The sequence below is a fragment of the Streptomyces sp. NBC_00273 genome (assembly GCF_036178145.1).
Lineage (GTDB): Bacteria > Actinomycetota > Actinomycetes > Streptomycetales > Streptomycetaceae > Streptomyces.
Genome location: NZ_CP108067.1, coordinates 5,895,765 through 5,907,987 on the forward strand (window position 1 = coordinate 5,895,765; position 12,223 = coordinate 5,907,987).

Sequence of the window (12,223 nt, forward strand, 5' to 3'; positions counted from 1 at the left end):
GATCGCCCGCCAGCAGGGAGGCTCGAACATGTATTCCGATACCGCGCGCGCCGGGACCCCCACGTCCACCGCGCCCTCCGCCCCCACCTGGGATCCCCAGCAGTACCTCCGGCACTCGGGCCACCGCACACGGCCCTTCCTCGACCTGCTCACCCGGATACCCGAGCTCCCCCAGCGCCCCGCCCGCATCGCCGACCTCGGCTGCGGCCCCGGCAACGTCACCACCCTCCTCACCGAGCGCTGGCCCGAGGCCCGCATCACGGGCTTCGACCTCTCCCCGGAGATGCTCGACCGCGCCACCGCGGAGTATGCCGGGCCCACCCCCGGCGGCGGCGGCCTCGACTTCCGCCACGGGGACCTCGCCACCTGGCTCCCCGAGGAGCCCTACGACCTGATCGTCTCCAACGCCGCCCTGCAGTGGGTCCCCGGCCACCCCGGCTCCTTCGGAGCCTGGATCAACGGCCTGCGCCCCGGCGGCACCTTCGCCTTCCAGATCCCCGGCAACTTCACGGCCCCCAGCCACGCCCTGCTCGCCGAGCAGTGCGACACCCCGCGCTGGCGGGCCCGGCTCGCCGGTCACGGCGCCCGCTACGTCCATCTCCTCGAACCCGCCGAATACCTCGCCCGGTTCACCGAGCTCGGCTGCGCCGCCGACATCTGGGAGACCACCTACTACCAACTGCTCCAGGGCCCCGACCCCGTGCTCGACTGGGTCAAGGGCACCGCCCTGCGGCCCGTCCTCACCGCCCTCGGCGACGACCGGGACGCCGTGGACGCCTTCCTCACCGAATACCGTGACCGGCTTCGCGCGGCCTATCCGACCGGCCCGCGCGGCACCGTCTTTCCGTTCCGCCGCATCTTCGCCGTAGCCCGCAAGGAGGCATGACCGTGCTGACCGCAGTCGACCACGTGCAACTCGCCGCGCCGCCGGAATCGGAGGACCGGCTCCGCGCGTACTACACCGACGTCCTCGGTATGACCGAGATCCCCAAGCCGCCGGGCCTCGCCGCCCGTGGGGGTTGCTGGTTCGCCGCCGGGCCCGTCCAGCTGCACCTGGGCGTCGAGGAGGACTTCCGGCCCGCCCGCAAGGCCCATCCGGGGCTACGGGTGACCGACATCGACGCGTACGCGAGCAGACTGCGGGAGCGGGGGGCCAAGGTGGTCTGGGACGACGACCTACCGGGCCACCGCCGCTTCTATTCCGAGGACCCCGTCGGCAACCGGCTCGAATTCCTGGAACGGCACCACCCGGAACCGGCAGCACTGGAGCCCTGCGCCTAAGACGCACGACACGACGGCGCCCCGCCACCGGATCTCCGGTGACGGGGCGCCGTCGTGGTCCGCGTACGGGGCTCAGTTCTTGCGCCGGCCCACCAGCTGCGGCTTCGACTCCAGCCCGTCCAGCCCGTGCCAGGCCAGATTCACCAGGTGCGCCGCGACCTCCGCCTTCTTGGGCCTGCGCACGTCCAGCCACCACTGCCCGGTCAGCGCCACCATTCCGACCAGCGCCTGCGCGTACAAAGGGGCCAGCTTGGGGTCAAAGCCCCGCGCCTTGAACTCCAGCCCCAGGATGTCCTCGACCTGCGTGGCGATGTCGCTGATCAGCGAGGCGAAGGTGCCGGTCGACTGGGCGACCGGGGAATCCCGCACGAGGATCCGGAAACCGTCCGTGTACGACTCGATGTAGTCCAGCAGCGCGAACGCCGCCTGCTCCAGCAGCTCCCGCGGGTGCCCGGCCGTCAGCGCGCCCGTCACCCCGTCCAGCAGCTGGCGCATCTCCCGGTCCACGACGACCGCGTACAGGCCCTCCTTGCCGCCGAAGTGCTCGTACACCACCGGCTTGGACACCCCGGCCTTCGCCGCGATCTCCTCCACCGAGGTGCCTTCGAAGCCCTTCTCGGCGAACAGCGTCCGGCCGATGTCCAGCAGTTGTTGGCGCCGCTCCGCGCCCGTCATCCGGACCCGGCGGCCGCGCCTGGGCTTGTCGCTGCTGGAATTACTGCCGTCGATCGCCACGCCCCCCATCATGCCGCGTTCGACTCGTTTTCCCTGCGCCGGGCGTCGATGCGGGCCGCCGACGGCCAGCGGACGTCCGTCGCCCAGCCCAGCTGCTCGAACCAGCGGATCAGCCGCGCGCTGGAGTCGACCTGGCCGCGCAGCACACCGTGCCGCGCCGAGGTCGGGTCGGCGTGGTGCAGGTTGTGCCAGGACTCGCCGCACGAGAGCACCGCCAGCCACCAGACGTTGCCACTGCGGTCCCGGGACTTGAACGGCCGCTTGCCCACCGCGTGGCAGATCGAGTTGATCGACCACGTCACGTGGTGCAGCAGCGCGACCCGCACCAGGGAGCCCCAGAAGAACGCCGTGAACGCGCCCCACCAGGACATCGTCACCAAACCGCCCACCAGCGGCGGGATCGCCAACGAGAAGATCGTCCAGAAGACGAAGTCCCGCGAGATCCGGCGGATCGCCGGGTCCTTGATCAGGTCGGGGGCGTACTTCTGCTGATCGGTCTGCTCCTCGTCGAACAGCCAGCCGATGTGCGCCCACCACAGCCCCTTCATCAGGGCCGGCAGCGTCTCCCCGAACCGCCAGGGCGAATGCGGGTCACCCTCGTGGTCCGAGAACTTGTGGTGCTTTCGGTGGTCCGCCACCCAGCGCACCAGCGGCCCCTCCACCGCCATCGACCCCATCACGGCCAGCACGATCCGCAGCGGCCGCTTCGCCTTGAAGGAGCCGTGCGTGAAGTAGCGGTGGAAACCGATGGTGATCCCGTGACAGGCCAGGAAGTACATGAAGACCATCAGGCCGAGGTCCAGCCAGCTCACCCCCCAGCCCCAGGCCAGCGGGACCGCCGCCAGCAGGGCCACGAAGGGCACGGTGATGAACAGCAGCAGAGCGATCTGCTCGATGGAGCGCTTGTTCTCGCCGCCGAGTGTCGCGGACGGCTCGGACGTGTCGGAGGGTGCGGAGGCACCCTCGATCAGATCGGGACTGGTGGTCATGGGTGTCCCCTGGGGGGTGAGTGAAGTCGGCGGGCTCCCCGGATACGAGACCCTACGGACCCGTAACCTACGGCATCGTAAGTATGGCAAAGCCGGGTGCGCAGGCAAGGGGGGCAGCGCCGGGAGAAGGAGCGCGCGCGAGGTGTTCACGCGCCGCCTGATGAGACGTTTGTCCAGGCACACGCATCGGACACCTATCCTGGGTCCCGTCGGACAGCGCGGTCCGCACGGGCAGCCCGAGCTGCGCATCAGGAGCGGAGATCCCGCCCCCGGACCGAGTCCGGGGAAAGGCATCGCCGCACGTCGCCGGGAGCCCACCGCCCAGTAGCGCTCGAACACTGCAAGGAGCCGCACCTGTGAGCAGTGCTGACCAGGCCCCCCAGGGCCAGGCCCCCGTCACCCCGGCCGCCACCGCCAACGCGGAACTGCGCGCGGACATCCGCCGCCTCGGCGACCTCCTCGGGGAGACCCTCGTACGCCAGGAGGGCCAGGACCTCCTCGACCTCGTCGAGCGCGTCCGCGCCCTCACCCGCACCGACGGCGAGGCCGCCGCCGCCCTGCTCGGCGACACCGACCTGGAGACCGCCGCCAAGCTCGTGCGCGCCTTCTCCACCTACTTCCACCTCGCCAACGTCACCGAGCAGGTGCACCGCGGCAAGGAACTGCGCGCCCACCGTGCCGCCGAGGGCGGGCTCCTCGCCCGCACCGCCGACATGCTGAAGGACGCCGACCCCGACCACCTGCGCGAGACGGTCAAGAACCTCAACGTCCGCCCCGTCTTCACCGCGCACCCCACCGAGGCGGCCCGCCGCAGCGTCCTCAACAAGCTGCGCCGCATCGCCACGCTGCTGGAGGAGCCCGTCACCGGCGCCGGCGACCGCCGCCGCCACGACCTGCGCCTCGCAGAGAACATCGACCTCGTCTGGCAGACCGACGAGCTGCGCGTCGTGCGCCCCGAGCCCGCCGACGAGGCCCGCAACGCCATCTACTACCTCGACGAGCTGCACGCGGGCGCCGTCGGCGACGTCCTGGAAGACCTCGCCGCCGAGCTCCAGCGCGTCGGCGTCGAGATCCCCGCCGGCACCCGCCCGCTGACCTTCGGCACCTGGATCGGCGGCGACCGCGACGGCAACCCCAACGTCACCCCCGAGGTCACCCGCGACGTGCTGATCCTCCAGCACGAGCACGGCATCACCGACGCCCTGGAACTCATCGACTACCTGCGCGGACTCCTCTCCAACTCCATCCGCTACACCGGAGCCACCGAGGAACTCCTCGCCTCCCTCCAGGCCGACCTGGAGCGCCTCCCCGAGATCAGCCCGCGCTACAAGCGGCTGAACGCCGAGGAGCCGTACCGCCTCAAGGCCACCTGCATCCGGCAGAAGCTCCTCAACACCCGCGAGCGCCTGGCCAAGGGCATCCCGCACGAGGAGGGCCGCGACTACCTCGGCACCGCCGAGCTGCTCACCGACCTCACCCTCATCCAGACCTCCCTGCGTGAACACCGCGGCGCGCTCTTCGCCGACGGCCGCATGGACCGCACCATCCGCACCCTGGCCGCCTTCGGTCTCCAGCTCGCCACCATGGACGTGCGCGAGCACGCCGACGCCCACCACCACGCGCTCGGGCAGCTCTTCGACCGCCTCGGCGAGGAGTCCTGGCGCTACGCCGACATGCCGCGCGAGTACCGGCAGAAGCTCCTCGCCAAGGAACTGCGCTCCCGCCGCCCGCTCGCGCCCACCCCGGCCCCGCTCGACGCCGCCGGGGCCAAGACGCTCGGCGTCTTCGGCGCCATCAAGGACGCCTTCGAGAAGTTCGGCCCCGAGGTCATCGAGTCCTACATCATCTCGATGTGCCAGGGCGCCGACGACGTCTTCGCCGCCGCCGTCCTCGCCCGCGAGGCCGGCCTCATCGACCTCCACACCGGCTGGGCCAAGATCGGCATCGTTCCGCTCCTGGAGACCACGGACGAGCTGCGCGCCGCCGACGTCATCCTCGACGAGATGCTCGCCGACCCCTCCTACCGGCGCCTGGTCTCCCTGCGCGGCGACGTCCAGGAGGTCATGCTCGGCTACTCCGACTCCTCCAAGTTCGGCGGCATCACCACCTCCCAGTGGGAGATCCACCGCGCCCAGCGCCGGCTGCGCGACGTCGCCCACCGCTACGGCGTGCGCCTGCGCCTCTTCCACGGCCGCGGCGGCACCGTCGGCCGCGGCGGCGGCCCCTCCCACGACGCGATCCTCGCCCAGCCCTGGGGCACCCTCGAAGGCGAGATCAAGGTCACCGAGCAGGGCGAGGTCATCTCCGACAAGTACCTGGTCCCCTCGCTGGCCCGGGAGAACCTCGAACTGACCGTCGCGGCCACGTTGCAGGCCTCCGCCCTGCACACCGCGCCCCGGCAGTCCGACGACGCCCTCACCCGCTGGGACGCGGCCATGGACATCGTCTCCGACGCCGCGCACGCCGCGTACCGCGAGCTCGTCGAGGACCCCGACCTGCCCGCGTACTTCTTCGCCGCGACCCCCGTCGACCAGCTCGCCGACCTCCACCTGGGCTCCCGGCCCTCCCGCCGCCCCGACTCCGGCGCCGGCCTCGACGGTCTGCGCGCCATCCCGTGGGTCTTCGGCTGGACCCAGTCCCGCCAGATCGTCCCCGGCTGGTACGGGGTCGGCTCCGGCCTCAAGGCCCTGCGCGAGGCCGGCCAGGAGGACGTCCTCGCCGAGATGGGCGGACGCTGGCACTTCTTCCGCAACTTCCTGTCCAACGTCGAGATGACGCTGGCCAAGACCGACCTGCGGATCGCCCGCCACTACGTCGACACCCTCGTGCCCGACCACCTCAAGCACGTCTTCGCCCGCATCGAGGCCGAGCACGAGCTCACCGTCCGCGAGGTCCTGCGCATCACCGGCGCCGAAGAGCTCCTCGGCTCGAACCCGGTGCTCCAGCAGACCTTCGCCGTGCGCGACGCCTACCTGGACCCCATCTCCTACCTCCAGGTCTCGCTGCTGGCCCGCCAGCGCGCGGCCGCCGCCCGCGGCGAGGAAGCCGACCCGCTGCTCGCCCGCGCCCTGCTGCTCACGGTCAACGGCGTCGCCGCGGGCCTGCGCAACACCGGCTGACGCCGAGCCCCGCACCACCACGCACGGGAGCCCCCGCACCGACCGGTGCGGGGGCTCCCCGTACATCCAGACGCCGACGTCAGGAGTTGTACGCCGACTGGGCGCGCTCCAGGCCCTCCTGGATCAGGCACTCCACGGAGTCCGCGGCCCGGTCCACGAACCAGTCCAGCTCCTTGCGCTCCGTCGAGGAGAAGTCCTTCAGCACGAAGTCCGCGACCTGCATCCGGCCCGGCGGCCGCCCGATGCCGCACCGCACCCGGTGGTAGTCGGGGCCCATGGACTTGGTCATCGACTTCAGGCCGTTGTGCCCGTTGTCCCCGCCGCCCAGCTTCAGCCGCAGCGTCGGGTAGTCGATGTCCAGCTCGTCGTGGACCGCGACGATCCGCTCCAGCGGCACCTTGTAGAAGTCGCGCAGCGCCGTCACCGGGCCGCCGGACAGGTTCATGTACGTCATCGGCTTGGCCAGCACCACGCGGCGGTTGGCCGGCCCCGGCGGACCGATGCGGCCCTCGACCACCTGGGCCCGGGCCTTGTGCGCCTTGAACTTCCCGCCGATCCGCTCCGCCAGCAGGTCGGCCACCATGAACCCGATGTTGTGGCGGTTGCCCGCGTACTCCGGTCCCGGGTTCCCCAGGCCCACGATCAGCCAGGGTGCCGCGTCGTCCGACATCAAAAGCTCCTAGGTTCCGCTACGAAGACGACCGCCGTCCCGCTCCAGTGGAGCCGGACGGCGGTCGGTCAGCAACTGCTGAGGGCGTGGGGCGAGGCTCAGGCCTCGGTGCCCTCGGCGGCCTCGGCGGCCGGCTCCTCGGCCTGCGGGGCGACGACCTGCAGGACGGCGATGTCGCCGTCGACGGCCAGGGTGGTGCCGGCCGGCAGGACCAGGTCGGAGGCGTGGATGGTGGCGCCGGCCTCGAGGCCCTCGATCGAGACGGTGACCTCGGTCGGGATGTGGGTGGCCTCGGCCTCGACGGAGATGGTGTTCTGGAGGGTCTCCAGCATGTTGCCACCGGCGGCCAGGTCGCCCTCGGTCACGATCGCGACGTCGACGGTGACCTTCTCGCCCTTCTTGACGATCAGGAAGTCGACGTGGGAGATGGAGCGCTTCAGCGGGTGCTTCTGCACGGCCTTCGGGATGACCAGCTCGGTGCCGGCGTCGCCGAGGTCCAGGGAGATCAGGACGTTCGGGGTGCGCAGCGCCAGCTGAAGGGCGTGGGCGTCGACGTTGACGTGCTTCGGGTCGGTGCCGTGACCGTAGATGACGCCGGGGGTCAGGGCGTCACGGCGGGCCTGGCGGGCAGAGCCCTTGCCGAAGGTGTCGCGGATCTTGGCGGAAAGCTTGACCTCGGACATGCTCACTCCTCGTGGGGTGACGGAAGAAACGGAAGTCACCCGGCCGAAACGGCCTGCTACGAAGAGCGCGTCGATAACGGAGCATCCGTACCGCAAACAGGTACGGCCTCCCTCGCCGAGCAACTCATGGAGTGTACCCGGCGGGGGAGGCCGCACCAAAAGGATCTACCGCGCAGCGGTTACTGCTGCTCCTCGAAGAGGCTGGTGACGGAGCCGTCCTCGAAGACCTCGCGCACGGCGCGCGCGATCATCGGGGCGATCGACAGCACCGTGATCTTGTCGAGCTCCAGGTCGGACGGGTCCGGCAGGGTGTTCGTGAAGACGAACTCGCTGACCTTGGAGTTCTTCAGACGGTCAGCGGCCGGGCCCGACAGGATGCCGTGCGTGGCCGTCACGATGACGTCCTCGGCGCCGTGCGCGAACAGCGCGTCGGCCGCGGCGCAGATGGTGCCACCGGTGTCGATCATGTCGTCGACCAGGACGCAGACGCGGCCCTTGACCTCACCGACGACCTCGTGGACGGTCACCTGGTTGGCGACGTCCTTGTCGCGGCGCTTGTGCACGATCGCCAGCGGCGCGTCCAGACGGTCGCACCAGCGGTCGGCCACGCGCACGCGACCGGCGTCCGGGGACACGATCGTGAGCTTCGTGCGGTCCACCTTGGCGCCGACGTAGTCCGCGAGGACGTTCAGGGCCGAGAGGTGGTCCACCGGGCCGTCGAAGAAGCCCTGGATCTGGTCCGTGTGCAGGTCGACCGTGAGGATGCGGTCCGCACCCGCGGTCTTCAGCAGATCGGCGACCAGGCGGGCCGAGATCGGCTCGCGGCCCTTGTGCTTCTTGTCCTGGCGGGCGTACCCGTAGGACGGCACGATCACGGTGATGGAGCGTGCCGACGCGCGCTTCAGCGCGTCGATCATGATCAGCTGCTCCATGATCCACTTGTTGATCGGAGCCGTGTGGCTCTGGATCAGGAAGCAGTCCGCGCCGCGCGCCGACTCCTGGAAGCGGACGTAGATCTCACCGTTCGCGAAGTCGAAAGCCTTGGTCGGCACGAGGGCGACGCCCAGCTGGTGCGCAACCTCCTCGGCCAGCTCGGGGTGGGCGCGGCCGGAGAAGAGCATCAGCTTCTTCTCGCCGGTCGTCTTGATCCCGGTCACAGCACAGTCTCCTCAGACGTGTTGAAGCTGCTCGCCCCCATGTGCGTCCGTCCCGCACACGGTGAGCCAGCCGAATTGCGTGCACCTATCACGGTACGCCGTCGCGGGCGTACCTGTTTCCGGTCAGTTCACCTCAGGGGCGCTCGGCGTCCTCCGGGGCCGCCGACTGCGCCGCCGCGGCAGCCGCACTGCCCGGACGCTTGCGGGCCACCCAGCCCTCGATATTCCGCTGCTGGCCACGGGCCACGGCCAGGGCGCCCGGCGGCACGTCCTTGGTGATCACGGACCCGGCGGCCGTGTAGGCGCCGTCCCCGATGGTGACGGGAGCCACAAACATGTTGTCCGAACCCGTCTTGCAGTGTGAGCCGACGGTGGTGTGGTGCTTGTGTTCGCCGTCGTAGTTCACGAAGACGCTCGCGGCGCCGATGTTGGTGTACTCGCCGATCGTCGCGTCGCCCACGTACGACAGATGGGGGACCTTGGTGCCCTCGCCGATCGTCGCGTTCTTCATCTCGACGTAGGTACCGGCCTTGGCCTTGGCGCCGAGGTTCGTGCCGGGGCGCAGGTACGCGAAGGGACCCACGCTCGCCTGCGGGCCCACGACCGCGCTCTCGGCGACCGTGTTGTCCACCCGGGCGCCCGCGCCCACGTGGGTGTCCTTGAGCCGGGTGTTGGGGCCGACCTCGGCGCCCTCGGCGATGTGCGTGGTCCCCAGCAGCTGGGTGCCGGGGTGCACGATCGCGTCCTGCCCGAAGGTGACGGTCACGTCGACGAAGGTGCTGGCCGGGTCGACGACCGTGACGCCCGCGAGCATGGCCTGCTCCAGCAGGCGCGCGTTCAGCAGCGCGCGGGCCTCGGCGAGCTGCACGCGGTTGTTGATCCCGAGGATCTGCCGGTGGTCGCTGCCGACGGCCGCGCCGACGCGGTGCCCGGCCTCGCGCAGGATGCCGAGGACGTCGGTGAGGTACTCCTCGCCCTGGCTGTTGTCGGTACGGACCTTGCCGAGGGCGTCGGCGAGCAGGGCGCCGTCGAAGGCGAAGACGCCCGAGTTGATCTCGCGGATCGCGCGCTGGGCGTCGGAGGCGTCCTTGTGCTCGACGATGGCCGTCACGGCGCCGCCGGCGTCGCGGACGATGCGTCCGTAGCCGGTGGAGTCGGGGACCTCGGCGGTCAGCACGGTGACGGCGTTGCCGTCGGCCTCGTGCGTCCGCGCGAGCGCGGCCAGGGTCTGCCCGGTCAGCAGCGGGGTGTCGCCGCAGACGACGATCACGGTGCCGGTGATGCCGCCGCCGAGCTCTTCGAGGGCCATGCGGACGGCGTGCCCGGTGCCGTTCTGCTCGTACTGGACGGCGGTGCGGACGTCGGCGTCGATGCCGGCCAGGTGTGCGGTGACCTGCTCGCGGGCGTGCCCCACGACCACGACGAGGTGCTCGGGGTCCAGCTCGCGGGAGGCGGCGACGACGTGACCGACGAGCGAGCGCCCGCAGATCTCGTGGAGAACCTTGGGAGTCGCCGACTTCATGCGGGTGCCTTCACCCGCTGCGAGTACGACGACGGCTGCCGGGCGGTTGGCGCTCACGGGGATGCCCTTCGGCTTCGGGGGTGGACCCGTGAAGGATACCGGGGTGCCGGTGGCCCCGAACGAACGTGGGTCCCGACCGAGAAGGTCCGGACCCGGAGTTGCGCAGCTCCCCCGCCAGGACTCGAACCCGGACATAAGGCACCAAAAGCCTCAGTGCTGCCAATTACACCACAGGGGATAGTGAATGTAGCCCAATCGGACATTTCGGCGTACCGATCAAGCTGGCCGTCCCTACTATGCCGTACCACCTGCCCTCACCGCGACGGTACCCGTCCCCGTCGTTTCGGTGGCGGGGTATTTCCCCGGGGCGTCGCACAAGCCGCCCGTACGCTGGACGGCATGACCAAAACGGGGGAAGTGGAAGGCCGGGCCGGGCCGCCTTTGTGGTGGGCGCGGCGGCGCGACGCCGTGGGGGACCTGGTGCTCGGCGGGGTGTCCGCCCTCGAGTGCGCGTGGGAGGGCGTGCCCTTCGCCGCCGAGTCGGGGCTGCCGACCGCGGTAGGCGTGCTGTTCGGGTTCGTGGTGGGGGCCACGCTCGTGCTGCGGCGGCGGTGGCCGATCGCCGTGGTGCTCGTCGGGATCGCCGTGGCACCGGCCTCGATGGGGTTCCTGCTCTCGGTGGTCGGGATGTACACGCTGGCCTCCTCCGAGGTGCCCCGGCGGATCACGGCCACGCTGGCCTCGATGTCGCTGGCCGCGACCTTCGTCGTGATGTACCTGCGCACCCGCGGGGACGTGGAGGCCGACACGACGCTCGTGGTCGTGCTGTCCGGGTTCGTCGCGGTGGCGCTGACCGTGCCCCCGATGCTGTTCGGGCTCTACATCGGGGCCCGGCGGCGGCTGATGGAGAGCCTGCAGGAACGGGCGGACTCCCTGGAACGGGAGCTGTCGCTGCTGGCGGACCGGGCGGAGGAGCGGGCCGAGTGGGCCCGTACGGAGGAGCGCACCCGGATCGCGCGGGAGATGCACGACGTGGTCGCCCACCGGGTCTCGCTGATGGTGGTGCACGCGGCCGCACTGGAGGCGGTGGCGGTCAAGGACCCGGCGCGGGCCGCGAAGAACGCGGCCCTGGTGGGGGACATGGGGCGGCAGGCGCTGACGGAGCTGCGCGAGATGCTCGGCGTGCTCCGGGCGCCGCCCAAGCCGGCCCCGGCTCCCGCGCTGCCCGCTGTGCCCGTCGTCGCGGTCACGTTCGCAGCGGGCGCCGGCGCCGCGGAGGACGGGCCCTCGCTCGGCGAGCTGGAGGCGTTGGTCGGCCAGTCGCGGGCGGCGGGGATGAGCGTGGAGATGCTGGTGCACGGCGAGTGGGCGGCGTACGCGGCGGAGGTCGAGCAGACGGCGTTCCGCGTGGTGCAGGAGGCGCTCACCAACTGCCACAAGCACGCCCCGGGCGCGCGGGTCGTGGTGCGGCTCGCGCACCGGGCCGGGGAGGTGGCCATGCAGGTGGAGAACGGCCCTTGCGACGGCAAGGCCCCCGAACCGGGCCTGCCGAGCGGCGGGAACGGACTGGTCGGGATGCGGGAGCGAGTCCTCGCGCTGGGCGGGGTGTTCGTGTCCGGTCCGACGGACGCGGGCGGCTTCAAGGTCTCGGCGGTCCTGCCGACGGCGTAGCCGGGCGGGCCCGAGTCGTCCTGCGGACCCGGTGCGGGCCGGCCCGCGGGGCCTCTTCTCGGCGGGGCGGGCGGGTCCGAGTCGTCCTGTGGGCCGGGATCCGCGGGCGCGGTGCGGGCCGGTCCGCGGGACCGGACAGGGGTGTCTGTCTCGGCGGTACCCAGCGGTCCTGCGGGGACACCCCTCACCGTCCCCGCTCCCCACGCGTCGGGGCGGCTTCGGGGCACTGACGGAGCCTTGCCGTGGGGTGGGGACACGGTGGAGTGTCCCCGCAGGACGAGCGCGCACCACCGAGCACGACCGCGACATGGCGCACCGCGCGAGCCGAGGAGACATTCCGGCGGGGCACCGCCCCACACCACCCAGCCCCGCCGGCGCTTGAGGCGCGGGGTCCGG

General features: G+C 71.3%; 10 protein-coding genes and 1 tRNA gene. 4 read left to right on the top strand and 7 right to left on the bottom strand.

Annotation, left to right across the window (positions count from 1 at the left end; all coding sequences use genetic code 11):
• The first annotated feature begins 28 nt into the window (after positions 1-28).
• Both OG386_RS26095 and OG386_RS26100 read left to right on the top strand, forming a co-directional pair.
• Positions 29-886, top strand: a complete 858-nt coding sequence (locus tag OG386_RS26095) for a trans-aconitate 2-methyltransferase (RefSeq protein WP_328790139.1) — start codon at positions 29-31, stop codon at positions 884-886.
• A gap of 2 nt (positions 887-888) precedes the next feature.
• Positions 889-1,281: a VOC family protein gene (locus tag OG386_RS26100; protein ID WP_328793359.1), complete on the top strand. Its 393-nt coding sequence runs from the start codon at positions 889-891 to the stop codon at positions 1,279-1,281.
• A 72-nt stretch (positions 1,282-1,353) separates the two neighbouring features.
• On the opposite strand, the gene OG386_RS26105 is transcribed toward OG386_RS26100, so the two are convergent.
• Both OG386_RS26105 and OG386_RS26110 read right to left on the bottom strand, forming a co-directional pair.
• The gene (locus OG386_RS26105) at positions 1,354-2,028 is read right to left on the bottom strand and encodes a TetR/AcrR family transcriptional regulator (RefSeq protein ID WP_189735476.1); all 675 of its coding nucleotides are present in this window, start codon (positions 2,026-2,028) and stop codon (positions 1,354-1,356) included.
• Positions 2,025-3,005 carry an acyl-CoA desaturase gene (locus OG386_RS26110; RefSeq protein ID WP_328790140.1) on the bottom strand — a complete coding sequence of 327 codons (981 nt, stop codon included), beginning with the start codon at positions 3,003-3,005 and terminating at the stop codon, positions 2,025-2,027. The genes OG386_RS26105 and OG386_RS26110 overlap by 4 nt, the downstream gene beginning before the upstream one ends.
• Positions 3,006-3,361: 356 nt before the next feature.
• Here OG386_RS26110 and ppc point away from each other — a divergent pair, with 356 nt between their 5' ends.
• Positions 3,362-6,124: a phosphoenolpyruvate carboxylase gene (gene ppc / locus OG386_RS26115; RefSeq protein WP_328790141.1), complete on the top strand. Its 2,763-nt coding sequence runs from the start codon at positions 3,362-3,364 to the stop codon at positions 6,122-6,124.
• 79 nt (positions 6,125-6,203) lie between these two features.
• On the opposite strand, the gene pth is transcribed toward ppc, so the two are convergent.
• The 5 genes from pth to OG386_RS26140 form a co-directional block, all read right to left on the bottom strand.
• Entirely contained in the window at positions 6,204-6,794 is a 591-nt protein-coding gene (gene pth / locus OG386_RS26120; protein ID WP_301370452.1) for an aminoacyl-tRNA hydrolase, read from the bottom strand.
• 98 nt (positions 6,795-6,892) lie between these two features.
• A complete protein-coding gene (locus tag OG386_RS26125; RefSeq protein WP_328790142.1) occupies positions 6,893-7,477 on the bottom strand; it encodes a 50S ribosomal protein L25/general stress protein Ctc in 585 nt (194 codons plus the stop codon).
• Positions 7,478-7,656: 179 nt separating this feature from the next.
• Positions 7,657-8,634 (bottom strand): ribose-phosphate diphosphokinase, encoded by a 978-nt coding sequence (locus OG386_RS26130; RefSeq protein ID WP_030008898.1) that lies wholly within the window; start codon positions 8,632-8,634, stop codon positions 7,657-7,659.
• A 133-nt stretch (positions 8,635-8,767) separates the two neighbouring features.
• Positions 8,768-10,213, bottom strand: a complete 1,446-nt coding sequence (gene glmU / locus OG386_RS26135) for a bifunctional UDP-N-acetylglucosamine diphosphorylase/glucosamine-1-phosphate N-acetyltransferase GlmU (RefSeq protein ID WP_328790143.1) — start codon at positions 10,211-10,213, stop codon at positions 8,768-8,770.
• A gap of 109 nt (positions 10,214-10,322) precedes the next feature.
• Positions 10,323-10,394, bottom strand: a tRNA-Gln gene (locus tag OG386_RS26140).
• A gap of 161 nt (positions 10,395-10,555) precedes the next feature.
• On the opposite strand from OG386_RS26140, the gene OG386_RS26145 reads away from it, so the two are divergent.
• Positions 10,556-11,827 carry a sensor histidine kinase gene (locus tag OG386_RS26145; protein WP_328790144.1) on the top strand — a complete coding sequence of 424 codons (1,272 nt, stop codon included), beginning with the start codon at positions 10,556-10,558 and terminating at the stop codon, positions 11,825-11,827.
• Positions 11,828-12,223 lie beyond the last annotated feature (396 nt).